Source organism: Microbispora bryophytorum (assembly GCF_043197435.1).
Classification (GTDB): domain Bacteria; phylum Actinomycetota; class Actinomycetes; order Streptosporangiales; family Streptosporangiaceae; genus Microbispora; species Microbispora bryophytorum.
On the sequence record NZ_JBICTF010000008.1, the window covers coordinates 133,986 to 156,772 of the forward strand.

Consider the following 22,787-nt stretch of genomic DNA (forward strand, 5'->3'; position numbering starts at 1 on the left):
GGATAATTAGGACAGAAGGCAGAGAGGGGAGGGGACATGGACGGCGAAGTATGGGTAATGGTCATCTTCGCGCTCGGCATTCTCGTGGGCCTGGCGGTGTCGCTGCTCACGGTCGTGCTGCGGCAGGTCAAGGAAGGCGACATCACCTGGTGGTCCCCTTCCGGGATGCGAGCGAGGTCCCGCGAGGAGCCCCGGCCGGCCGAGCACGCTGACGAGCGGCCAGGCGAGCGGCCAGGCGAGCGCCCTGCCGAGCGGGCAGGCGGGGTGAGGGCGAGCGGAGCCCGAGGGCGATCCCGCTGATCACGAGGGCCGCTCCCGCCAGGTCGGCGGCGGAGGGGGTGGCGACCCCCACAAGGGCGGCCGTGGCGAGCGCGCCGACGGGGATCATCCCGGCGAACAGCCCGGCACGGTCGGCGCCGAGGTGGGGCAGCGAGCGGTACCACAGGAAGAACGCCACGGTCGTCACCACCAGGGCGAGGTAGGCGAGGCCGCCCGCCTCCGCGGCGGTCGGCGCGCGCAGCACGTGACGACCGTCCAGGGCGACTCCGGCGACCAGCAGGAACGGCACCGCCAGCGCGGACGTCCAGGCCGACAGCCTGACAGGACCGATCAGCGGCAGCAGCGGCAGCGCCAGCAGCGAGAAGCAGAGCTCGCAGACCAGGGCGCCCAGGGACCACAGCAGCCCGGCCGGGGTGCCGCTGCCGGCGCCGGTCGCCAGCGTGGCTCCGGCGGCCACCACCAGGCCCGCGGCCACGACGCGCGGGGACGGCCGGGCCCCCGTGAGGAGCGGGCCCACCAGGGCGAGCGCCAGCGGCACGGTGCCGAGGACGATGCCGGGCAGCGCGGGCCCGGCCGCACGGGCCGCCTCGATCACGCAGACGTTGAACAGCACGAGCCCCGTCACCGACAGCGCGGCGAGCAGCGCCCATTGCCGTGGCCGGAGCCGTACGAGGCCGAGGCCGCGCCCTCGGGCGACGGCGAGCAGGATCACGGCGGCGAGCGCGTAGCGGAGCGCCTGACCCCCGTAGACCGGATAGTCCGCGATGACGCCGGAGACCGCCGCCAGCGTCCCCACGAGGAACATCGCACCCGCCGCTCCGGCCGCATGACTGTTCATGCCAGGTGATGCTAGGAAGGGTTTGGTCCTGGCACATGGTCCAATCACCCGCCGTTAGAGTGGGCCAATGGCCGATCTTCATCTCGTGGTCGACAGGGCCGCGGGCGGGCTCGCCGGGCAGATCGCCCGCGAGGTGCGCGAGGCCGTCCGGTCCGGGCGGCTCGTTCCCGGGGCCCGCCTGCCCGCGACCCGCGACCTCGCCCGCGATCTCGGCCTGTCGCGCGGCGTGGTGGTCGAGGCGTACGAGCAGCTTGTGGCCGAGGGACTGCTCGAATCCAGGACGGGCGCGGGCACGAGGGTCGCGGCAAGGGTCGCGGCGGGGGCCGGGCGGCAGCCCGCCCCAGGGCGCCCCGGGGACGAGCGGGAGGGCTCCTGGCCCCACTACGGCCATCGGCCCACGTCGCCGGACCTCGGCCTGTTCCCCCGGCAGGCATGGCTCGCCGCCGTCCGTCACGTCCTGGCCACGCTGCCCAACGACGCGCTCGACTACGGCGACCCCGGCGGTGTGCCGGCCCTGCGCCGCGAACTCGCCGCGTACCTCGGCAGGGTGCGCGCGGCCGACGTGTCACCGGACGACGTCGTGGTCGTGACCGGGGTGGCTCAGGGGCTCAGCCTCGTCGTCCAGGTCCTGGTGCGGGACCGGGGCCGCCGCATCGTCCTGGCCGCCGAGGACCCGACGAGCGCGCGTCAGCTTCCGCTGTTCCGGCGGGCCGGGGCGGACGTCGTCCCCGTGCCCGTCGACGGCGAGGGGATCGTCGTCGAGGACCTGCCGGGCGACGCCGACGCCGTGGTGGTCACTCCCGCGCACCAGTACCCGACCGGCGTCGTCCTGTCCCCGGCCCGCCGCGCCGCGCTGGTCGACTGGGCGGCCCGCACGGGCGCCCTCGTGCTTGAGGACGACTACGACGCGGAGTTGCGCTTCGACCGCGACCCCGTCGGGTGCCTGCAGGGCCTCGCGCCCGAACGGGTCGTGCTCGCCGGCAGCGTGAGCAAGGCCCTCGCCCCGGGGCTGCGGCTCGGCTGGATCGCGGCGCCCCCGCGCGTCGCCCGTGCCGTGCGGCTCGCGCGCGGGGAGCTCGACCTCGGCTCGCCGGTCGTCGACCAGTACGTGCTCGCCCACCTCATCGACGGCGGGGGCTACGACCGGCATCTGCGCAGAATGCGCCGGGAGTATCGGCGGCGCAGGGACGCCCTCGTCGACGCCCTGGCCGAGGATCTGCCCTGGATGACCGTCCGCGGCATCTCGGCCGGCCTGCACCTGTACGCCGAGGGGACGGGCGACCTGTCCGGCCTGGTCGAGGCCGCCCGCGCCGCGGGCCTGTCCGCGGAGACCGTGACGTCGGCCCACGGATCGCCGGGGCTGGTGCTCGGCTTCGCCCGCCTGCCCGCCCACCGCGTCGCCGAGGCCGTACGCGTTCTGGCGGGGAAGGCCGGCAGGGACGTCAGGGGGTGACGACGGTGGTCGCGGTGGCCGGGTCGGCCGTACGCGGCTGGAAGCCGCGCGCGAGCAGGATGATCGCGGCGGCGAGGACGAGCGGCGCGGCGAACGCGACGCGGAAGCCGGAGGCGTCGGCGAGGCCGCCGACGAGCGCGGCTCCGACGATGAACCCCACATAGTTGAACATGTTGACCCGGGCGATCGCCACGCCCGTGCCCGCGGGGTCGAGGCGGCCGGCCGCCGAGAACGACTGCGGGGCGACGACGGACAGGCCGATCCCGGTGAGGGCGAAGCCCGCGATCGCCAGCGGCACGGTCGGGGCGGCCACGACCGCGACGAAGCCCAGCGTCGCGACGGCGCCCCCCGCGCGCACGATGGCCGCCGGGCCCCATCTGCGCACCGCCAGGTCGCCGCCGACGCGCACCAGGAACGTCGTGAGCTGGTAGGCCCCGAGGGCCAGTGGGATCACGGTCGCCGAAGCGTGCAGGACCTTGTCCATGAAGACGGTCCCGAAGTTGGAGACCGACGAGTCGCCCACGTAGAGGAACGCCATCGCGAGGCAGAGAGGGATGATCGGGCGCCACGCGGCCCCGGCCGGCCTGCCCGCGTCCGCGCCCGCGCCCTCGACCGCGCCCGCGACCTGGGCCCGGACCGCGGCTGCGCGGTGCTCCTCCTCCGGCCGGTAGAGCCAGAGCGAGGAGAAAACGGCGACGGCGGCGGCCGGGACGAGGGCGACCGCGAACGTGACGGGCAGGCCGAGCCCGAGCGTGGCCGCCGCGGAGGCCCACAGCGACCCGACGACCGCCGCCACGCTCCACAGCGCGTGGAACCCGGTGAGCACCGCCCGGCCGTACTCGCGCTCGACCGCGACGCCCTGCATGTTCATGCCCGCGTCCACCCCGCCCAGGCCGAGGCCGAACAGGACGTTGGCCGCCACCAGCATGGGGACGTTCGGGGCGAGGCCCGCGAGCACGACGGCGGCGCAGGCGAGCGGCTGCACCAGGCGCAGGATCAGGCGGCTGCCCCACCGGGACGCGGCGGCGCCGGCGAGCGCGCTTCCGGCCCCCGCGATGAGCGGGACGACGAGGAGCAGGATGGTCAGCTCGCCGTCCGACAGGCCGTGCTTCTTCTGCAGCGCCGCCACCTGGGTGAGCAGCGTGGCGAAGGTGAGGCCCTGGACGAAGAACACCGCGAACGTGGCGAGCCGCGCCTGCCGGTCACGAGAAGTGGGCGCCGTGTTCTCCACTGGCGCCGCGTCCTCCAGGGGCATCGTGGGCCTCCACGAACATGAGGGGGGTTCAAGTTTTCGCCAGCGTAGGAGCCGCCACCCGCCCGGTCAATGGGGTGAGCGGGTCAGGACCGGCCACCCGCCTGGCGTGCGGCCATCCAGGCGGCGATCTGGGCCCGGGAGGCGAAACCGAGTTTGTCCAGGGTGTGCTCGACGTGGCCCTCCACGGTGCGCTGCGAGATGACGAGGGCGGAGGCGATCTCCTTGTTGCTCCGTCCCTGGGCGATCAGCTCGGCGATCTCCTGCTCACGCCGGGTGAGAGGGGACGGCTCGACCGCCGAGACCGCCGTCGCGGGGCCACCGGGCGGCGTGGGCCAGGCCTCCGCGACCGCCTCGTCCGCGTGCGCGGGCCCGCCCTCGGCCCGCTCGCCGAGTGCCTCCTCGATCGCCTCGTCCGTCGTCAGCCGGTTGCCCCTGCGGACCTCGCGGCTCAGGGCCCGGTCGCCCAGACTCCCACGGAGACTGGCAAGGCACCGCTCGTGGAACTCGGCGAACCGCTTGTCGCGGCACGGCGCCATGCCCACAGAACGGCCGATCTCCTCCGATACCGCGAGCAGCCGGGCGGCGCGGGGGTGACGGCCTTCGCACGTCTCCACCCAGGCGATCACCTCCAGATTCGTCGCGATGTTCATCCGGTCGCCCAGGTCCCGGGCGAGCAGGAGGGACCCGCGTGCCATATCCAGCGCGCGGGCGTTCTCCCCGCCCTGCCACAGATGGATGGCGAAGATCGTGTGCACCCAGGCCCGGCCGGAGCACTCGCCGTGGGCCTCGGTCAGCGCGAGAGCGCGCTCGAACAACTCCGTGGCGCGGGGCCGGTCGCCGAGGTAGCCGACGCTGGCCGCCAGCGTGATGAGGGCGATCAGCAGGCCGCTCAGGTTGCCGACGGCCTCCTCCTCCACGACCGCCCGTTCCAGCAGCGGGGTCGCCTTGGCGTAGTCGCCGCAGTAGTGCTCCGCCATCCCGGCGATCAGGGACGTCTGGGCGAGGGCTCCCGGGTCGCCCAGCCTCTCGGCGAGCGCCCGGCTCTCGGCCAGCAGGTGCCGGCCCCTGTCGGTGTCGCCCTGTGTGAAGACCAGCTCCGCGTCGGCGCACAGCGCCAGCGCCCGCAGGACGGTGGGCTCGGGCGCCGCCCACAGCATGCGGTCCAGCCAGTGACGACCCTCGTTGTAGTACGCGTTGGCCAGCCAGCAGGGGTCGGTCAGGGAGAGGGCCATCAGCAGCCCGGTCTCCGTCTCGCAGGGCTCCTGCAGGCAGAAGTCCATCGCGGCGCGCAGGTGCGCCTGCTCCAGATCGAGCCGCCTGGACCAGAGGAACTGGTGGGGGCCGAACCACTCGGCGGCGGCCTGCCGCGCCAGCAGGAGATAGTGATCCCGGTGCCTGCGCTGCAGCGACCGGCGCTCCGGCCCGCCGAGCCGCTTGCGGCCGAACTCGCGCAGGGTGTCGAGCATGCGGTAGCGGACCGTGCCGGAGAGCTCCTCGCGCAGCAGCAGCGACTTGTCCAGCAGCGCGTCGAGCAGGTCGAGCACGTCGTCCCGTTCGATGCCGCCGCCGGTGCACACCGCCTCGACGGCGTCGAGGTCGAAGTGAGAGGGGAAGATCGACATCCGGGTCCACAGCGTCCGCTCGGCGCCGGGCAGCAACTGGAAGCTCCAGTCGACCAGCGCGTGCAGGGTCTGCTGACGCGGCACCGCCGCACTGCTGCCCCCGGTGAGCATGCGGTAGCGGTCGCGCAGGCGCTCGACAAGCGCGTTCACCGACAGGACCCGCAGCCGCACCGCGGCGAGCTCGATGGCCAGGGGGATACCGTCGAGCTGGCGGCACAGCTCGACGACGGCCTCCTGGTTGTCCTCGGTGACGGTGAAGCCGGGCAGGACCGCCGCCGCCCGCTCCGTCAGCAGGCTGATGCCGTCGTACAGCTCCAGTGACCTGCGGCTGAGCGGCCGGTCGGGCTCCGGGACGGGCAGCGGGCAGATCTTCATCTGGTGCTCGCCCGTGATGCCGAGAGACTGCCGGCTCGTCGCGAGGATGCGCAGCTCGGGAGCCGCGCGCAGGAGCCGGTCGGCGAGCACGGCACAGGCGTCACGCAGGTGCTCGCAGTTGTCCAGCACGAGCAGGGTCCGCTGTGAGGACAGCACCTGCTCCAGCGCGTCCATCGGGCAGGGCGCCGACTCGTCCCGCACGCCCATGGTCGCCGTCACCGTCTCCGCGACGAGCGCGGGATCGGTGACGGTGCTGAGGTCCACCAGCCAGACGCTGTCGAACGCGCGGCGCTGCTCGGCGGCCGCCCGCAGGGCCAGCCGGGTCTTGCCGACGCCGCCCACGCCCGTGAGCGTCACCAGGCGCGAGGCCGAAAGCAGCCGCCTGATCTCGGCCAGCTCACGTCTGCGGCCGACGAAACTCGTCAAGTCGGCAGGAAGATTGCCGACCTGTCGTGTCACCGCCCCCGCGACCACCTCCTCACGCTAAGCGGCCACGAAGTCCCCGGTCAATTCCGGGTTCGACGCCGGGCGCCGCGTCGTATGGTGACCGACGCGCGTGGAGCGCCTACTCTCGATGGTGTGAGCAGCAGCGAGTCCTCAGCCGTGAAGTGGATCTCCGCCTTCCTCTCGCCGCGCACCCCGGACGCGCCCGACCCCTCCTCACTGCGGGCCTCTGACGCCGATCGGGAGCGCATCGTCACGGTGCTCGTGGACGCCGTCACCGACGGGCGGCTCACGCCGCTGGAGCACGAGGAACGCGTGGAGCGCGTCTGGGCCGCGCGGACCCTCGGTGAGCTGGCTGAGCTGACCGTGGACCTGCTGCCGCCGGAGAGCCAGCCCTTCCGGGTGGACAGCCGTCCCGTCACCGCCTTCTTCCGTACGGAGACCCGCGGCGGCCGGTGGGTCGTGCCCTCCGAGGTGCCGGTGACGTCCCTGGGCGGCACGGTCACGATGGACCTGTGCGAGGCGCTGCTCCAGTCGCGGCACGTGGTGGTGCAGCTCGCCGTCATGGCCGGCACGGTCAACCTCACGGTTCCCGAGGGCGTGCGGATCGTGACCGCCCCCGACGCCCGCGTCCGGTCGCTCAGGAACGAGGTGCGGCTCCCGCCGGGCGCGACCGGCTTCGCGCCGGACGCGCCCGTCATCGAGCTCGCAGGGTTCGTCTTCGGCGGCAAGGTCGTCGCCCGCTCGCCGAAGCGCCCCCGCCGCCGCCTGTTCGGCCGCTAGGCAGCGGCCGGGCCGTCGCTACACCGCGGTGTCGAAGTTGATGGCGCTGTAGGCGCCGAGCTTCCAGAGCTGATGCTCGCTTTCGATCTTGCGGATCGTGCCCGACCGTCCCCGCATGACAAGGGAGTGCGTGACCGCCGCCCCGCCCTGGAACCGCACGCCGTGCATCAGTTCGCCGTCGGTGATGCCGGTCGCGGCGAAGAACACGTCGTCGGAGCGTACGAGGTCGTCGATGGTGAGCACCTGGCCGAGGTCGAGCCCGGCGTCGAGGGCCTTGAGGCGCTCCTCCTCGTCTCGCGGCCACAGCCTGCCCTGGATGACACCGCCCATGCACTTGAGCGCGCAGGCGGCGACGATGCCCTCGGGCGTGCCGCCGATGCCGAGCATCAGATCGACACCGGTGCCGTTGCGCGCCGCCATGATCGCGCCGGCCACGTCGCCGTCGGTGATGAAACGGATCCGGGCGCCGGTCTCCCGGATCTCCTTGACGATCCGCTCGTGCCGGGGCCGGTCGAGGATCACCACGGTGACGTCGGACGGCTTGGCGCCCTTGGCCCGCGCCACGGCGCGGACGTTGTCGGCCACCGGGGCGTTGATGTCCACATGGTCGGCCGCCTGCGGGCCCGTGACGAGCTTCTCCATGTAGAAGACCGCGGACGGGTCGTACATCGAGCCGCGCTCGCCGACCGCGATCACGGAGATCGCGTTGTTCATGCCGAGAGCGCACAGCCGGGTGCCGTCGATCGGGTCCACGGCCACGTCGCACCCGGGGCCGGTCCCGTCGCCGACCTCCTCGCCGTTGTAGAGCATCGGGGCGTTGTCCTTCTCGCCCTCGCCGATCACCACGACGCCCTTCATCGAGACCGTGTTGATCAGTTGGCGCATGGCGTTCACGGCGGCGCCGTCCGCCCCGTTCTTGTCGCCGCGTCCCACCCAGCGCGCGGCCGCCATCGCCGCCGCCTCGGTCACCCTGACCAGTTCCAGGGCCAGGTTGCGGTCGGGTGCGCGTTCCCCCGTCGCCAGAGCGGCCGGTACGTGATCAGCCATTGGTCCCCTTTTAGGTAGGCGCCCTTCTAGGGATCGTAGTTCGAGAAGCCGTTCTTTGTCCGATTGGTCTGAACCTGTTGGGCCAGGTGGGAGGCCATTTGTGAGCGTGGACCCCCGGAACGGACGGGTCGGAGATATCGTCGCCGCATGAGCGGCGACACCGAACGACCAGTGACGACGCGCACGTCGGAGCGCGGCGCGGCGACCCGGGGAGCTCTCCTGAACGCCGCCAAGGAGACGTTCATCACGAGCGGCTTCGCCGAGGCGGGCGTCACCGACGTCGTGGCCAGGGCCGGCGCCAGCGTCGGCAGCCTGTACCACCACTTCTCCGGCAAGGCCGATCTCTACCTGACGCTGTTCGAGGAGTTCCAGAAGCGGCAGACCCAGCGCACCCGGCAGGCCGTGCAGGATGCCCGGGCGGACGGCGAGACCGACCCGATGCCCCAGTTCCTCGCCGCCGCGCGGGCCTACCTGGAGGGCTGCCTCGCCGAGCGCGATCTCGCCGCGCTCTTCCTGCGCGGCGACGCCCCGCCCGGGTTCGAGGTCATCATGCGCGACCGCCTCCGCCAGTGGGCCCGGCGCACCGCCGCGCTGTTCGAGCACGAGGACGCCCTGGTCGTCGTCGTCACCGGCGCCCTGGCGGCCGTCGTGCAGGAGGTCACGCTGTCCGACGACCCGGAGCAGGCCCGGAAGATGGCCGAGGACGCTCTTCGCATCATCGGCGATATTCGGCACCGGTGACGGCCGGTACGGCCACCGCCCGCTCCACCGACTAATCTCGGATCACGTGGGACGATTCACCCAGGGCTTCTACGGCTACGCGTTCGCGCTCTTCGTCTGCCTCGCCGCCGTCGGAGTGTTCCTGCTCATCACGCCGCAGAGCCGCACCGAGCACATCCCGCGGGTGGACTTCTCGATCGACAAGGTCAACACGGCGCGTGCGGCGCCGTACGATGTCGTCGCCCCGAGCCGGGTGCTGCCCGATTGGGTGCCCAACAGTTCGTCGCTGACCCAGAAGAACGGCGCCGTGACGTGGCGGCTGGGGTTCGCGACCGCCAAGCGGCAGCACGCCATGCTCGCCCAGAGCGACGAGAGGCCGTCCGCGGACTTCGTCAACCGCATGGCCAACACCGACAAGCCCGGCGGGAGCCGCCAGATCGATGGCGTGACCTGGGAGGAGCGGTTCCGCCAGGACAAGAACCAGCGGACTCTGGTCCGGGTCTTCCCCGACCACGCGGTGGTCGTCACCGGAACGGCCGGCTGGGACGAGCTGACCGCCCTCGCCCGGACTCTCGCGCCGCAGCCCAAGCCCTCGCCGATGCCGTCATCGGGCTGAGTCCGGATCGCGGTCGACGGTCTCCAGCAGGTGCGCGACCAGGGGGTGAAACCCGCGGCCTCACACAGGCCGATGATCTGCTCGTGGAGTCGCGGGCCGGCGTCACGGGGCAGGAGCACGAACGGCTCGTCCGCCAGCCGCGCGAGCCGTACGGTCCGCAGGGCGGCCAGCGGATGGGCGGACGGCAGCACGGCCACGAAGGGCTCGGTGAGCACCGTCCTGAAGGCGAGTCCCGCCCCGTCGGCGTCGTCAGCAGGGGGCTCGCGCAGCAGGCCGACGTCGATGGCCTTGTCGCGCAGGGCGGCGATCTGCGGCGCCGTGGTCATCTCGCGGATGTCCAGGCGGACACCGGGGAAACGCTCCCGGAAGCCGCGAAGCAGACCGGGCAGGACGGTCAGGGCGAGGGAGGCGGCGAAGCCGATCCGCAGGCGCCCGGTCCTGCCGCTGCCGACGGCCCGCGCGGCGGCCAGCCCGTCGGCGAGATCGGTGAAGGCGCGACGGGCGGCGGATCTGGCGCGATCCTCGGCGGTTCGACGTTCGAGGAGCAGATCGGCTATGCCCGGGCCGTGGTGGACGGTGACCGGGTGCACGTTTCCGGGACGGCCGGTTTCGACTACACCACCATGACGATCTCGGAGAACGTGGTGGAGCAGGCCGAGCAGTGTCTGCGCACCATCGAGGCCGCGCTGGCCGAGGCGGGGTGCGGCTTCGCCGACGTGGTGCGGGTGCGCTACCTGCTGCCCGACCGGGCCGACTTCGAGCCGTGCTGGCCGATCCCGCGCCGCCGCTTCGGCGACGTGCGGCCGGCGGCCATGATGATGGAGTGCGGTCTGGCCGACCCCCGCATGAAGATCGAGATCGAGGTCGACGCGCGGCGGCCCGGCGTCTGACGGCCCGTGCGTTGACTGTCCGTGCCGTTGACGGTCCGTGCGGTCCCGCTGGCCACCCGGCAGCTCGCCGCCCTCTGGCACGCCTGGCCGCCTGCCGGGTGTCAGAAGGGCGCCTCCTCGGGGCCGTTCGGCTGGGGCTCCTGGCGCTGGGCCATCGCGGCCGCCAGCTTCGCGCGGGCGCCCTGGAGCCACTCCTCGCAGATCGCCGCCAGCCGCTCTCCCCGCTCCCACAGCTCTATCGACTGCTCCAGCGTGAGCCCGCCTGTCTCCAGACGACGCACCACGTCGGTCAGCTCCTCGCGGGCCTGCTCGTACGACGGGGTCTGCCCGTCCGGCGGGGCCTGCCTGTCCGGCGGGGTCTTCTTGCCCCGCGGGGTCTGCCTGTCCTCAGCCACGTCCCCACCTTAGAGGCCGGGACCGACACTCTGCGGCCTCTTAGGCGTGTCCTATTTGGGCATAAAACTGAGGCTTTGTCCGTTACTTAGAGGTACTAACCATATTCGGGGGCGATGATCGGGGGGTCATCCTTATGTGTGGAATCAGCGGCTGGGTGGACTACGGGCGCGATCTTCGTGGCGAGCGGGAGACCGTGCAGGCCATGACGGACACGATGGCGTGCCGCGGCCCTGACGCCGAGGGAATGTGGCTCGCTCCGCACGCCGCGTTCGGCCACCGGCGGCTGGCCATCATCGACATCGAGGGCGGGCGCCAGCCGATGGTCGCGGACGCCGGCGGCGACGACGTGGCCGCGCTCACCTACAGCGGCGAGGTCTACAACTTCAGGGAACTGCGCGCCGAGCTCACCCGGCGCGGGCGCCGGTTCCGGACCCAGAGCGACACCGAGGTCGTCCTGGAGGCCTACCTCGAATGGGGCGAGGACTTCGTCTCCCGCCTCAACGGCATGTACGCCTTCGCCATCTGGGACGCGCGCCGCGAGGAACTGCTGCTCGTGCGCGACCGCATGGGAATCAAGCCCCTGTACTACTACCCGACGCGGGGCGGGGTGCTGTTCGGCTCCGAGCCCAAGGCCATCCTGGTCAACCCGCTCGCCGAGCGGGTGATCGACGCCGACGGCCTGCGCGAGATCCTGGCCTTCGTCAAGACGCCCGAGAACGGCGTCTTCCGGGGGATGCACGAGGTGCGGCCCGGCCAGGTGGTGAAGGTGCGGCGCGAGGGCCTGAGCAAGCGCCGCTACTGGCAGCTGGAGGCCCGCGAGCACACCGACGACCTGCAGACCACCATCAGGACCGTGCGAGAGCTGCTCGACGACATCATCGAGCGGCAGCTCATCTCCGACGTGCCACTGTGCACGCTGCTGTCCGGCGGGCTCGACTCCAGCGCGGTCACCGCGCTCGCGGCCCGCGCGCTGGCCGACGAGGGCGGGGTGCGCTCGTTCTCGGTCGACTTCGCCGGCTACAGCGAGAACTTCCAGGCCGACGACATGCGCGACACCCCGGACACGCCGTACGTCCACGACGTCGTGCGGCACGTCGGCTCCGACCACACGGACATCGTGCTGGACTCGGCCGACCTCATGGACCCCGCCGTGCGTGCGGCCGTCCTGCGGGCGAGGGACCTCCCGCTCGGCATCGGCGACATGGACACCTCGCTCTACCTGCTCTTCAAGGCGATCAGGGGACACTCGACGGTGGCGCTGTCGGGGGAGTCCGCCGACGAGGTGTTCGGCGGCTACCGGTGGTTCCACGATCCCGAGGCGGTCAACTCCGGCACCTTCCCGTGGCTCGCCATGCAGGGCCACGCGGGCCTGTCCACCCGGGGTGAGTTCCTGAACGAGGAACTGCTGCGCAAGCTCGACATCCCCGCCTACCGCGCGGACAGCTACCAGCGGGCGCTGGCCGAGGTGCCCCGGGTGCCGGGGGAGACCGGGCTGCAGCAGCGGATGCGGGAGATCAGCTACCTGCACCTGACCCGGTTCGTCCAGATCCTGCTCGACCGCAAGGACCGCATGAGCATGGCCGTCGGCCTGGAGGTCCGGGTGCCGTTCTGCGACCACCGCCTGGTCGAGTACGTCTTCAACGCGCCCTGGGCCATGAAGACCTTCGACGGGCACGAGAAGAGCCTGCTGCGCGCGGCGACGGCCGACGTGCTGCCCCGGTCGGTGGTCGAGCGCCGCAAGGTGCCGTACCCCTCGACGCAGGACCCGGCGTACGAACGCGCGCTGCGGGCCGAGGTGACCCGCGTGCTCGCCGGAGACTCGGCCATCGGCTGCCTGGTGGACGCGGACAAGGTGCGCGCCATGCTCGACCAGCCCATGGGCGCGGTCAGCCTGCAGGGCGCCCGGACGTCGCTGGAGGGCATCCTGCAGATCAACGCCTGGCTCGGCGACTACGACGTGCGTCTCGCGATCTGACCGGTCGTGGCCCGCGGTTCACGGCCCGCGATCCGGGTCACGCGGCCCGGGTCACGCGGCCCGGGTCACGCGTCCTGGGCCGTGACCGTCACGCGGTCGTCGGAGAAGCGGATCGTGAGCTCGTCACCCGGTTTGACGTCCCCGGCCAGGCGGACGACCTCTCCGGAAGGACGCTGCGCGATGGCGTAGCCCCGCTCCAGGGTCGCCGCGGGGGAAAGGGCCACGAGCCGGGCCCCGAGATGTTCCAGCGAGTCGGCCGAGCGGTCCAGGGACGCCGAAAGGCAGCGCCTGGACCGCTCGCGCAGCGCGTCGACCTGCTCGGCCCGCCGGTCGAGCTCCCGGACGGGATCGGCGAGCGACGGCCGGGAGCGCACGGACTCGAGCCAGGACATCTCACGCTCGACCCAGCCCCGCAGCACCCGGCGACCCCGGTCTCTGAGCTGATGGACGAGCGTGAGCTGCTCGCCCACGTCGGGCACGACCTTCTTGGCCGCGTCCGTCGGGGTCGAGGCGCGCACGTCGGCCACGAGATCGAGCAGCGGGCTGTCCTGCTCGTGGCCGATCGCGCTCACCACCGGCGTACGGCAGGCCGCGACGGCCCGCACCAGCGACTCGTCGGAGAACGGCAGCAGATCCTCCAGGGAGCCGCCGCCCCTGGCGATGATGATCACGTCGACCTCGCGGTCGGCGTCGAGCCTGCGCAGCGCCTCGGTCACCTCGCCCACGGCGTACGACCCCTGGACGGCGACCTGCTCCACCTTGAAACGGACGGCGGGCCAGCGGCGGCGGGAGTTCTCCAGCACGTCACGCTCGGCCGCCGAGTCACGCCCGCAGACGAGCCCGACGGTGCCCGGCAGGAACGGCAGCCGTCTCTTCCTGTCGACGTTGAACAGGCCCTCGCCCGCGAGCACCTGGCGGAGCCGTTCCAGCCGGGCCAGCAGCTCGCCGATGCCGACCGGACGGATCTCCAGGGCCGTGAACGCGAACGAACCCTTGTTGACCCAGAAGTCCGGCTTGACGTGCATCACGACGCGCGCGCCGTCGACGGGACGCGGCACGCTGGCCTCGTAGACCGCCCGCGCGCAGGTGATCCGGGCCGAGACGTTGGCCACCGGATCGCGCAGCGTCAGGAAGACGGTGCCGCCCCGGGCGGTCAGCTCGGTGATCTGCCCTTCGACCCAGACGGTGCCCAGCTTGCCGATCCACTGGGCGACCATCTGCAGCACCGACCTGATCGGCAGCGGCGCCTCCGGGGACGTCTTCGCGCTCAAATGCCCTCCTCGCCTCGCCTGATCCGGTCGCACCTGCAGGCTAGCCGTACCTGCCGACATTCCACAGGCGACCGGGCGGAGGACACCTCACGTGCCCGTCCCGCGTACGGCCGGGCGGGCGCGGCCCGCGATCAGGCCTCGGACTGGAGCTTGGACATCCGGTTCTGGAACATCCGGACGACTTCGGGGCGGTTCAGGTGCGCCTGCTCGTAGTCCAGCAGCGCCTGCACCTGCTCGGCCGACGTGCCACGCATCCGCGCCCGCAGCGACGCCACGGAGAGGTTCGCGTAGCCCGGCAGCGGCTCCGCCGTCTCGGCGGCTGCCGCGACGGGCTGCTCCGCCGGCGCCTCGGCAGGGCTCTCCGGCGCCTTCTCCGGCGCCTTCGCGGCGGCGGGCTTCTTGCGGGTCCTGGTGGCCTTCGGCGCGGCGGTGGTCGTGCTTTCGGCGCTGCTCCCGGCCTCGGTGCCGGTCGCGGCCTGGGCGTCCTCGGGGGCTTCGGCAGTGGCCTTGCGGCGCGTGCGCGGCTTCTTGGCCTCGGCGGGCGGGGCCTCTTCCGTGGCCTCCGAGGTTCCGGCGGTCTCAGCGGTTGCGGGCGTCTCGGCGGTTGCGGCGGTGGCCTTGCGGCGCGTGCGCGGCTTCTTGGGGGCGGCGGTCTCGTCCGGGACCTCGGCGACGGCCGGGGCCTCGGCCTCGACGGGTGCGGCGGGCAGGTCGAGCGTGTCGGCCTCGGCAGGGGCGGTCTCCGCGGCGGGGGCGGCCTCGGGCTTCGGCTCGGCCGCGGCCTCCACAGCCTCCACAGGCGCGACGGTCTCGGCGGTCGGGGGCTCGGCGGTCGGGGTCTCAGCGGTCGGGGCCTCACCGGTCGGGGCCTCGGCGGGCGCCGCCTCGGCCTTCTCGGCCTGCTGAGCCTGCTCAGGCTTCTCGGCCTGCTCAGGCTTGCCGGTCTTGCTCGGGCGGGGGGCGAAGATGACGGGCTCCCGGCGCGCGGGCCGCTCCCCGGTGGCCTGCTCGGCGGTCTGCGCGGTGGCTTGCTCGGTGGCTTGCCCGGTGGCTTGCCCGGTGGCCTCCCCGGCCCGCGGGGTCTCGGCGGTCTCGGGGCGTTCGCCGTCCTGCGCCTCGCCACCGGCGAAGCGCTCCTTGACGCTGGTCTTGAGCTTGTCGCCGGCCAGCAGCGCCTGTCCGACCCCGTTCAGAGCGGTCTGTAGCACTGTCGTTATTGCTCTAAGGACGGACATTTCTGCTCCCGGGGAGATACGTATCTGGTACACCCAGTCTTGCAAGACCAGGGTCAAGAGGCGGCGCGCGTTCCACATAGCATAGGAACATGGACGTGCAGACCTCAGCGACCCGTCGTGTCCTGGTCGCCAAGCCCCGCGGTTACTGCGCGGGTGTCGACCGTGCGGTGCAGGCGGTCGAACGGGCGCTGGAGCAGTATGGCGCGCCAATCTACGTGCGCAAGCAGATCGTGCACAACACCCACGTCGTGAAGACGCTGGAGGAGCGCGGCGCCGTTTTCGTCGAGGAGACCGAGGAGGTCCCCGAGGGCGCCATCGTCGTCTTCTCCGCTCACGGCGTCGCGCCCGCGGTGCACGAGGAGGCCGCGGGCCGCAGTCTCCGGACGATCGACGCGACGTGCCCGCTGGTGACCAAGGTGCACAACGAGGCCAAGAGGTTCGCGGCCAAGGACTACGACATCCTGCTCATCGGGCACGAGGGGCACGAGGAGGTCGAGGGCACCGCCGGTGAGGCGCCCGAGCACATCCAGCTCGTGGACGGGCTCGACGGCGTCGAGGGCGTGGCCGTACGGGACCCGGAGAGGGTGGTCTGGCTCTCCCAGACGACTCTGTCGGTCGACGAGACCACCGAGACGGTCGCCCGGCTGCGGACGCGGTTCCCCAACCTCATCGACCCGCCGAGCGACGACATCTGCTACGCCACCTCCAACAGGCAGACCGCCGTCAAGCAGATCGCCGCCGAGTCGGACCTGGTCATCGTCGTCGGCTCGACCAACTCCTCCAACTCCAAGCGACTGGTCGAGGTCGCCAAGGACTACGGCGCCGCCGCGTCCTACCTGGTGGACGACGCCTCGTTCGTACGGGACGAGTGGCTGGAGGGCGTGCGCACCGTCGGCCTGACCAGCGGCGCCTCCGTTCCGGAGGAACTCGTGCGGGGAGTGCTCGCCAAGCTGGCCGGTCACGGTTTCACCGATGTGGAGGAGGTCGAGTCGGTGGAGGAGAGCATGCGGTTCGCCCTGCCCCACGAACTGCGCAAGGACCTGCGCACCCTCTAGCGCACAGGTCTGGCGCACGGTCTGACGCAAGGGTCCAGCGGCCGGTCCGGCGGTTCACTCGTCGGCGGCCTTGCCGTACACCCGGGGCTCGAAGTAGCCCTCCGGCTCCGGGTCGAACGTGCGGACGCGGCCACGGCGTGAGCGGGAGGCCGGCGTCGGTGTGGGCGCGGGCGCGCCCCGCAGCTCCCTCAGGCTGTCGGGCAGGCCGCGCACCCACCCGACGCCCAGCGCCAGCGCGGACCCGAGGAACAGCCACGGCGCGCCGGACGACAACGCGGTGAACATCCCGAGCCCGAACGTCTGGAGCATCGAACCCGAGCTGAGCGCCCGCATGAGCTCCACCAGCAGCGCCGCGACGAAGAAGACCAGCGGAGGCGTCACCACCAGCGGCAGCAGGTCCCGGGGACGCACCAGCAGGACCGCCGCGAGGCAACCGGCCACGAACGCGGGCCCGGGCAGAAACGGCATGCCCGCCAGAGTGATCACGAAGAGCATGACGATCGCCCCCCGAGCGGTCAGCCGCACCCCCGCTCGACCGGTGCCTGTCATCGGGCCCCCTTACGACAAGTCTCGCGTCAATTTACCGTTCTGACGATGCGGGGGAGGGGGGCTTACCCGCTCTTCACCTTCGAGCTCGGGGATGGCGACCGGCCGGGGGACCTCCTCCACCGCCGACGGGGCGTCGAGGGAGTAGTCCACCAGACCGAGGTCGTTCATTCTCCGCGCGCTGACCAGGACCCTGCTCTCCAGCGAGCCGACCGTCTGGTTGTAGGCGGTGACCGCTCTCGTGAGCGCCTTGCCCAGGCCGTCCACGTGCCGTCCGAGGCCGCCGAGCCGCTCGTACAGTTCCTTGCCCAGATCGAAGACGGCCTTGGCGTTCTCACTGACCGCGGTCTGCTGCCAGGCGTACTGCGCGGTGCGGAGCATCGTGACGAGCGTCGTGGGAGTGGCGATGTGGACGCGCCTGCGCATCGCGTGCTCCAGCAGCCCCGGGTCGCGCTCCAACGCCGGCGCGAGGAACGCCTCGCCGGGGATGAACAGGACCACGAACTCGGGCGACGGATTGAAGGCCTGCCAGTAGGACTTGGCGGCTAACCGGTCCACGTGCTCGCGCACGTGCCTCGCGTGGGCGTCCAGCCGGGCCGAGGCGAACTCGGGGTCGGTGGCCTCGGCCGCCTCCAGGTAGGCCGCGAGCGAGACCTTCGCGTCCACGATGACGTTCTTGCCGCCGCTGAGCCGTACGACCATGTCGGGCCGGACCACGCCGTCGCGGGTGACGGCGCTCACCTGCTCGTCGAAGTCGCAGAACCGGGCCATGCCGGCGATCTCCGCCACCCGGCGCAGCTGCAGCTCACCCCACCGTCCCCGGGCCTCCGGCCGCTGGAGCGCCCGCACCAGCGCGTCCGTCTGGGCCTTGAGCCGATCGGAGCTCTCCCGTACGAACTCCATCTGCTTGCTCAGCTCGGCGCGGGCGGCGCGGGTGCCCGACTCGCTCTCCCTGAGCTGGCTCTCCACCTTGGCGAGCGTCTCGCGCAGCGGCGCGACCAGGTTCTCGACCGCCTGCCTGCGCTGGTCGAGGTCGCCGGCCGCCTCGGCCCTCGTGGTGTTCAGCCGGTTCTCGGCGAGTTCGAGGAAACGCAGGTTGGCCACGTCGAGGGAGTGTGCGGAGATGGCCTGGAACCGCTCGGTGAGCTGGTTCTCCACGTAGGCCACCTTGTCCTCGGCCGCCCGCGTCCGCGCCTCGGCCTCGGCCACCCTGGCGGCCGCCTGCGCGGCACGGCCCGCGGTCCGCATCCCGGCCAGGGCCGCACCCACCACGACGCCGATCACCAGTCCCACTGCGAGAGCCACGACATCCACGGTCTGGATGATTTCAGGCATTGGCGTGCCAAACAGGGAGGCGCGCCTGGGAGCGGGCCGAGGCCGTCGATGTCCGGCGCACCCTCCGAGGCCCCTAAACTCGTGGTACGTGAGCCTGAGCATCGGCATCGTCGGCCTGCCCAACGTCGGCAAGTCCACTCTTTTCAACGCCCTGACCAAGAGCGGGAACGCCCTGGCGGCCAACTACCCGTTCGCCACGATCGAGCCGAACGTGGGCATCGTCGGCGTGCCGGACTCCCGTCTGGACAAGCTGGCGGAGATCTACAACTCGGCGCGCGTCCTCCCGGCCAAGGTCGAGTTCGTCGACATCGCGGGCCTGGTGAAGGGCGCGTCGGAGGGCCAGGGAAGGGGCAACCAGTTCCTCGCCAACATCCGTGAGACCGACGCGATCTGCCAGGTCATCCGGGTCTTCTCCGACCCCGACGTCACCCACGTGGACGGCGAGGTGGCACCGGGGCGCGACATCGAGACGATCAACACCGAGCTGATCCTCGCCGACCTGCAGACGATCGAGAAGGCGCTGCCCCGCCTGCAGAAGGAGGCGCGCACCAACAAGGACCGCAAGGTCCTCCTGGAGGCCGCCGAGGCCGCGGCGAAGCTGCTCGACACCGGCACGACCCTGTACGCCGGGGGCAAGGCGGCCGGGATCGACCTCGCCGACCTGCGCGAGCTGCACCTTCTCACGGCCAAGCCGTTCCTGTACGTCTTCAACCTCGACGCCGACGAGCTGACCGACGCCGACCTGCGGGCCAAGCTCTCGGCGCTCGTGGAGCCGGCGGAGGCCGTGTTCCTCGACGCCAAGATCGAGTCTGAGCTGGTGGAGCTGCCCGACGACGAGGCGCTGGAGCTGCTGCAGTCCGTCGGCCAGGAGGAGTCGGGCCTCGCCCAGCTCGCCCGGGTCGGCTTCGAGACGCTCGGCCTGCAGACCTACCTGACGGCCGGGCCCAAGGAGGCCCGGGCCTGGACGATCCGCAAGGGCGCGACCGCCCCCGAGGCCGCCGGGGTCATCCACACCGACTTCCAGCGCGGGTTCATCAAGGCCGAGGTCATCTCGTTCGGCGACCTGGTGGAGGCGGGCTCGATGACCGCGGCCAGGGCGGCGGGCAAGGCCCGCATCGAGGGCAAGGACTACGTGATGCGCGACGGCGACGTCGTGGAGTTCCGTTTCAACGTCTGAACCTGCCGGTCGCCTCCGCTCGGCGGACGACGGAACGGCCGGCCGGATCCGCGCCGCGGGCTGCGGCGCCGACCCGGCCGGCCGGCCGGTGTCATCGTCGGCTCAGCTGCGCGACCACCTCTGGTTCGCGCCGCCGTTGCACGTCCAGATCACCAGCTGCGTGCCGTTGGCGGTGCCGCCGCCGTAGGCGTCCAGGCACTTGTTCGAGCCGACTCCGACGATCGTGCCGTCGGAGTTCAGCGTCCACTGCTGGTTGGTGCCGCCGTTGCAGTCGTAGATGTCGACCCGGGTCCCGTCCGCCGTGCCCTGTCCGTAGGCGTCCAGGCACTTGGTGCCGTAGACCATCAGCTGCTTGGACGGCGTGAGGGTCCAGGTCTGGTTGGCGCCGCTGTTGCAGTCCCAGAGCGCGACCTGGGTGCCGTTGGTCTGGGACTGGCTGGGGACGTCGACGCAGCGGCCGGAGGCCTGGCCCCTGATGGGGCCGACGCTGGTGCCGCCGTTTCCGCCGCCGATCGGGGTGATGGAGAGGTTGTCGAACATGTCGGTCTGGTATCCGACCACTCCGAGCCCGACCTGTCCGGTGAAGTAGGAGTTGTCGGTCACCGAGCCGAGCGCGGCGCCGTCGAGGGTGGCGCTGATCTGGTTGCCCGAGAAGCTGAGCGAGATCGTGTGCCAGGTGTTGGTCCCGAGCGAGCTCCGGGAGCCCGAGGTGAGGGTGCTCACCGTGCCGGACGTGGTGCTCTTGGCGATCGACCAGGCGCCGGAGTTGTTCAGCCGCAACTGGTAGGCGGCCTGGTGGCTCTGCGGGCGTGACTGCGTGTTCGCCCGCCCGAGCAGCGTGATGGTGCCGCCCTGCTGGAAGTTGACGTCCACGCTGACCTTGTAGTTGCTCCAGGACGGGTCGCCGACCAGGCCGAAGGCGTCGCTGTCGTCCTGCCACTCGATCGGACGCACGGGAGTCACCTGCTGCAGGCACTGACCGGACCGGCCGCCGGCGCAGGGCCGGACCTCGAAGGATCCCTGCATGTCGGAGAAGTACTTGGCCTCGGTGCGGGAGGCGTAGGCGTCGAAGTCGTCGGAGTACGGCAGAGGCAGCGGCGCACTCGCCGGTCCGGCCGCCGTGCCCTTGCCCTGGCCGGTGGTCGTGGTCAGCGAGTAGATCCGGTTCGGCTGCATGGTGAGCGAGTAGGAGCCGTTGCTGGGGGTGATGTCCGGCTGCCTGACGAACCAGTCGGCGGGGTTGTTCGAGCCGAGGTTGGTGGACCACACGTGCACGGTCCCGGTGCTCAGCCCGCCTGTCACGTTGACGTTCACGGTCTGCGTGCTCGTCGACGTGCTGGTCTCGTAGATGGTCGAGTAGTCGGTGTTGTTCGTGGACTTCAGGGAGATGTAGCTGCCGTTGCTCCGGTTCCCGCCGAGGTATCCGCTCGCGGAGCCGGTGAGGAAGCGCCAGCCCGGCTGGGTGAACTGGGCGATCTGGGCGTTCGCCCACAGGCTGCGGCCCAGCTGGTAGGCGCCCGACCACGGCGAGTTGGCGACCGCCAGGGCGGTGGTGTTGAAGGGCAGGTTCGGGTAGAGCGCGGCCACCAGCGGCCAGTTGACGAAGCCCGTCATCTGGCCGTCGAGGTATCCGCGGGTGACGCTGCGGATGTAGGGGGCCGAGCCGCTGATGTAGTCCTGCGATCCGAACTCGCTGTTCCAGATCGGCTTGCCGGTGGCCACGGCGTTCGCGCTGGAGGGACACGAGGTGGCGTCGCCCAGGTAGCCGCACAGGTAGTGCGACCCGACCACGCCGACCGCGGCCTTGAACGCCGGGTCGCTCAGCATGTCGTCCGCGGTCGACAGGCCGAAGCTGTCGTCGCCGACGATCTGCACGTTGCCGTAGCCGTTGGAGTCGAGGGCCGACCGGAGGTTCTTGTACCAGGTCTTGTTGTGCCCGCGCTCGTTCCATCCGCCGATGTAGCTGACCGTCAGGCCGTGCTGCTTGGCGCAGTTGAGCCAGGAGATGTCGTAGTCGATCATGTCCTGGGACCAGAAGTTCCCGCCGCCGATCCAGCCCGGCGCGGTCCACGGCAGTGCGATCAGCTTGATGTTCGGGTTGCGCGCCACCGCCTGCTCGCCCAGCCAGAACTCGTAGCCGACGTTGCAGTTGATGTCACCGCGGGTGTGCTGGATGCTGGGCTCGGAGCCGTCGGTGGAGTTGGCGTCACCGCCGATCTCCAGTTTCAGCAACTGCACCGCCGCGCCGTACCCGGGCTTGAAGAGGTAGTCCAGGATCTGGGAGCGCTGCGTCTCCGGGTAGTCGATGAGCAGCCGGGAGTTGCCGCCGCCGCCGCTGATCGCCCCCACCCCGTCGAAGGTGCGTCCCGTCGAGCCGCCGTTCACCGTGATGGACGTCGTGGCCGCCTGGGCCGCCGGCGCGGTGACCACGACGGCGCCGGCGCCGGTCATGGCCGCTGTGACCGTGGCCATCAGGATGCGGACCCATTTTCTGTCGCCGACTGGTCGACGTCTGCGCATGCCGGACCTCCGGAGTGCCCGTGTGGGGGATGAGTGACGGGCGGTTCACCGGCCCTGCCGATCCAGAGCGGTTGGCCCCAGCACGCTGGCTCGATACCGTCCGTCATGTTTTCTGTTGAAAGCCGTTTGAAAATGTCAGAGGGGTTGAGGCATGTCAAGACATGGTCAGACGGGAAAGATGGCGTGTGAACACGGCTGAACTGGCGGGCAGCGGAAACGTGCGTGCCGGCCGTCGCCTGCCATGAAAGTTTCAGGCGTGCGCGTACGTTCGGTTGCGCTCGGTTATGGCAGAGATTGTTGGAACGCGAGCCGTCGAGGTCGCCGCTGACGATCGGCGGACCTTCGTCCGGCCGTTCTCAGACGAGGTCGCGGTAGTAGTAGAACATCGGTTCGGGCGCCCCGGGCTCGCTGTTCGCGAAGCCGTGCGCCTCATAGAAGCGACGGGCGTCGGCGTCCTCGCCGTCGACGTTGATTTCGAGCGTCTCCGCGCCGCGTTCCCGCGCGAGGCGGCACGCCGCTTCCAGCAGGGCGTGGCCGAACCGCTGTCCGCGCATGCCGGGCCGCACGTACAGCTCGTCCAGGATCGCGGCCGGACCTTCCTGCCAGACGTTGGGCCGGAAGGACAGAACCGCGACGCCGACGGCCGGTTCCCCGGTGAGAAGCACGACGAGGTGGTCCCCGGGGATCATTCGGCGCAGGCGCGCGGTGAGCACGTGCGGTCCCGGTGACGGCGTGTCGAACTCGCGGTTGAAGGCGTCCAGCAACCCGGCGACGACAGCGGCGTCGGCCGCCGTCGCCTGCCGTACCAGGTGCTCGTGCAGAGGTGTGGCCACCTCCGCACCCTTCCTGCTCGGCCTGGCGGACCACAAGGTATTTTCTCGGGTCGCGGAAGAGGCGGGTGACCATTTCCGCCCCGATCGCGTCTGGTCTGTTGTGACAGACACGAAGACGCGGA

At 71.5% G+C, this 22,787-nt stretch carries 19 protein-coding genes and 1 pseudogene; 8 read left to right on the forward strand and 12 right to left on the reverse strand.

What is annotated here, in order from left to right:
* Positions 1–142: 142 nt before the first annotated feature.
* Positions 143–1,117 (reverse strand): DMT family transporter, encoded by a 975-nt coding sequence (locus tag ACGFIB_RS26540; protein ID WP_393375796.1) that lies wholly within the window; start codon positions 1,115–1,117, stop codon positions 143–145.
* A 67-nt stretch (positions 1,118–1,184) separates the two neighbouring features.
* Here ACGFIB_RS26540 and pdxR point away from each other — a divergent pair, with 67 nt between their 5' ends.
* Positions 1,185–2,570 (forward strand): MocR-like pyridoxine biosynthesis transcription factor PdxR, encoded by a 1,386-nt coding sequence (gene pdxR / locus ACGFIB_RS26545; protein WP_393375799.1) that lies wholly within the window; start codon positions 1,185–1,187, stop codon positions 2,568–2,570.
* On the opposite strand, the gene ACGFIB_RS26550 is transcribed toward pdxR, so the two are convergent.
* Positions 2,560–3,825 carry an MFS transporter gene (locus ACGFIB_RS26550; protein WP_393375801.1) on the reverse strand — a complete coding sequence of 422 codons (1,266 nt, stop codon included), beginning with the start codon at positions 3,823–3,825 and terminating at the stop codon, positions 2,560–2,562. The two genes, pdxR and ACGFIB_RS26550, sit on opposite strands and share 11 nt — an antisense overlap.
* 83 nt (positions 3,826–3,908) lie before the next feature.
* Positions 3,909–6,248 carry an ATP-binding protein gene (locus tag ACGFIB_RS26555; RefSeq protein ID WP_393375804.1) on the reverse strand — a complete coding sequence of 780 codons (2,340 nt, stop codon included), beginning with the start codon at positions 6,246–6,248 and terminating at the stop codon, positions 3,909–3,911.
* 153 nt (positions 6,249–6,401) lie between these two features.
* Between ACGFIB_RS26555 and ACGFIB_RS26560 the strand changes: the two genes are divergently transcribed.
* Positions 6,402–7,049 carry a DUF1707 SHOCT-like domain-containing protein gene (locus tag ACGFIB_RS26560; RefSeq protein WP_317984814.1) on the forward strand — a complete coding sequence of 216 codons (648 nt, stop codon included), beginning with the start codon at positions 6,402–6,404 and terminating at the stop codon, positions 7,047–7,049.
* Between the two features lie 18 nt (positions 7,050–7,067).
* Here ACGFIB_RS26560 and glpX read toward each other — a convergent pair whose 3' ends face one another.
* The gene (glpX, locus tag ACGFIB_RS26565; RefSeq protein ID WP_142571273.1) at positions 7,068–8,096 is read right to left on the reverse strand and encodes a class II fructose-bisphosphatase; all 1,029 of its coding nucleotides are present in this window, start codon (positions 8,094–8,096) and stop codon (positions 7,068–7,070) included.
* Positions 8,097–8,243: 147 nt separating this feature from the next.
* Between glpX and ACGFIB_RS26570 the strand changes: the two genes are divergently transcribed.
* Both ACGFIB_RS26570 and ACGFIB_RS26575 read left to right on the forward strand, forming a co-directional pair.
* A complete protein-coding gene (locus ACGFIB_RS26570) occupies positions 8,244–8,837 on the forward strand; it encodes a TetR/AcrR family transcriptional regulator (protein WP_357240558.1) in 594 nt (197 codons plus the stop codon).
* A gap of 46 nt (positions 8,838–8,883) precedes the next feature.
* Positions 8,884–9,432: a DUF4245 domain-containing protein gene (locus ACGFIB_RS26575; protein ID WP_393375807.1), complete on the forward strand. Its 549-nt coding sequence runs from the start codon at positions 8,884–8,886 to the stop codon at positions 9,430–9,432.
* Positions 9,433–9,524: 92 nt separating this feature from the next.
* Here ACGFIB_RS26575 and ACGFIB_RS26580 read toward each other — a convergent pair.
* Positions 9,525–10,022, reverse strand: a pseudogene (locus ACGFIB_RS26580) (LysR family substrate-binding domain-containing protein); the annotation flags it as partial.
* Here ACGFIB_RS26580 and ACGFIB_RS26585 point away from each other — a divergent pair.
* On the forward strand, positions 9,981–10,322 hold the full coding sequence (locus ACGFIB_RS26585) for a RidA family protein (protein ID WP_393376005.1): 342 nt from the start codon (positions 9,981–9,983) through the stop codon (positions 10,320–10,322). The pseudogene ACGFIB_RS26580 and the gene ACGFIB_RS26585 overlap by 42 nt on opposite strands.
* A gap of 101 nt (positions 10,323–10,423) precedes the next feature.
* Here the strand turns inward: ACGFIB_RS26585 and ACGFIB_RS26590 are convergent, their stop codons facing one another.
* Entirely contained in the window at positions 10,424–10,717 is a 294-nt protein-coding gene (locus tag ACGFIB_RS26590) for an exodeoxyribonuclease VII small subunit (protein ID WP_268239489.1), read from the reverse strand.
* A 134-nt stretch (positions 10,718–10,851) separates the two neighbouring features.
* On the opposite strand from ACGFIB_RS26590, the gene asnB reads away from it, so the two are divergent.
* Positions 10,852–12,693, forward strand: a complete 1,842-nt coding sequence (gene asnB / locus ACGFIB_RS26595; RefSeq protein WP_393375810.1) for an asparagine synthase (glutamine-hydrolyzing) — start codon at positions 10,852–10,854, stop codon at positions 12,691–12,693.
* Positions 12,694–12,758: 65 nt separating this feature from the next.
* Here asnB and xseA read toward each other — a convergent pair whose 3' ends face one another.
* Entirely contained in the window at positions 12,759–13,964 is a 1,206-nt protein-coding gene (xseA, locus tag ACGFIB_RS26600; RefSeq protein WP_142571279.1) for an exodeoxyribonuclease VII large subunit, read from the reverse strand.
* A gap of 131 nt (positions 13,965–14,095) precedes the next feature.
* Positions 14,096–15,172, reverse strand: a complete 1,077-nt coding sequence (locus tag ACGFIB_RS26605) for a hypothetical protein (RefSeq protein ID WP_393375813.1) — start codon at positions 15,170–15,172, stop codon at positions 14,096–14,098.
* A 116-nt stretch (positions 15,173–15,288) separates the two neighbouring features.
* Here ACGFIB_RS26605 and ACGFIB_RS26610 point away from each other — a divergent pair, with 116 nt between their 5' ends.
* A complete protein-coding gene (locus ACGFIB_RS26610; RefSeq protein WP_393375815.1) occupies positions 15,289–16,254 on the forward strand; it encodes a 4-hydroxy-3-methylbut-2-enyl diphosphate reductase in 966 nt (321 codons plus the stop codon).
* A gap of 54 nt (positions 16,255–16,308) precedes the next feature.
* On the opposite strand, the gene ACGFIB_RS26615 is transcribed toward ACGFIB_RS26610, so the two are convergent.
* Together ACGFIB_RS26615 and ACGFIB_RS26620 are read right to left on the reverse strand one after the other, a co-directional pair.
* Positions 16,309–16,803 carry a DUF6542 domain-containing protein gene (locus ACGFIB_RS26615; protein ID WP_357240538.1) on the reverse strand — a complete coding sequence of 165 codons (495 nt, stop codon included), beginning with the start codon at positions 16,801–16,803 and terminating at the stop codon, positions 16,309–16,311.
* A 9-nt stretch (positions 16,804–16,812) separates the two neighbouring features.
* Positions 16,813–18,135 carry a DNA recombination protein RmuC gene (locus ACGFIB_RS26620; protein WP_393330816.1) on the reverse strand — a complete coding sequence of 441 codons (1,323 nt, stop codon included), beginning with the start codon at positions 18,133–18,135 and terminating at the stop codon, positions 16,813–16,815.
* 88 nt (positions 18,136–18,223) lie between these two features.
* Here ACGFIB_RS26620 and ychF point away from each other — a divergent pair, with 88 nt between their 5' ends.
* A complete protein-coding gene (gene ychF, locus ACGFIB_RS26625; protein WP_142571284.1) occupies positions 18,224–19,312 on the forward strand; it encodes a redox-regulated ATPase YchF in 1,089 nt (362 codons plus the stop codon).
* Between the two features lie 102 nt (positions 19,313–19,414).
* On the opposite strand, the gene ACGFIB_RS26630 is transcribed toward ychF, so the two are convergent.
* Both ACGFIB_RS26630 and ACGFIB_RS26635 read right to left on the reverse strand, forming a co-directional pair.
* On the reverse strand, positions 19,415–21,784 hold the full coding sequence (locus tag ACGFIB_RS26630; protein ID WP_393375818.1) for a ricin-type beta-trefoil lectin domain protein: 2,370 nt from the start codon (positions 21,782–21,784) through the stop codon (positions 19,415–19,417).
* A gap of 404 nt (positions 21,785–22,188) precedes the next feature.
* Complete coding sequence (locus ACGFIB_RS26635) at positions 22,189–22,665, reverse strand: GNAT family N-acetyltransferase (RefSeq protein WP_357240532.1); 477 nt, start codon at positions 22,663–22,665, stop codon at positions 22,189–22,191.
* Positions 22,666–22,787 lie beyond the last annotated feature (122 nt).

Coding starts and splice junctions, on each gene's coding strand:
- ACGFIB_RS26540 (WP_393375796.1), bottom strand. CDS start 1,117: ATGAACAGTCATGCGGCCGGAGCGGCGGGTGCGATGTTCCTCGTGGGG.
- pdxR (WP_393375799.1), top strand. CDS start 1,185: ATGGCCGATCTTCATCTCGTGGTCGACAGGGCCGCGGGCGGGCTCGCC.
- ACGFIB_RS26550 (WP_393375801.1), bottom strand. CDS start 3,825: ATGCCCCTGGAGGACGCGGCGCCAGTGGAGAACACGGCGCCCACTTCT.
- glpX (WP_142571273.1), bottom strand. CDS start 8,096: ATGGCTGATCACGTACCGGCCGCTCTGGCGACGGGGGAACGCGCACCC.
- ACGFIB_RS26570 (WP_357240558.1), top strand. CDS start 8,244: ATGAGCGGCGACACCGAACGACCAGTGACGACGCGCACGTCGGAGCGC.
- asnB (WP_393375810.1), top strand. CDS start 10,852: ATGTGTGGAATCAGCGGCTGGGTGGACTACGGGCGCGATCTTCGTGGC.
- ACGFIB_RS26610 (WP_393375815.1), top strand. CDS start 15,289: ATGGACGTGCAGACCTCAGCGACCCGTCGTGTCCTGGTCGCCAAGCCC.
- ACGFIB_RS26615 (WP_357240538.1), bottom strand. CDS start 16,803: ATGACAGGCACCGGTCGAGCGGGGGTGCGGCTGACCGCTCGGGGGGCG.
- ACGFIB_RS26620 (WP_393330816.1), bottom strand. CDS start 18,135: ATGCCTGAAATCATCCAGACCGTGGATGTCGTGGCTCTCGCAGTGGGA.
- ACGFIB_RS26630 (WP_393375818.1), bottom strand. CDS start 21,784: ATGGCCACGGTCACAGCGGCCATGACCGGCGCCGGCGCCGTCGTGGTC.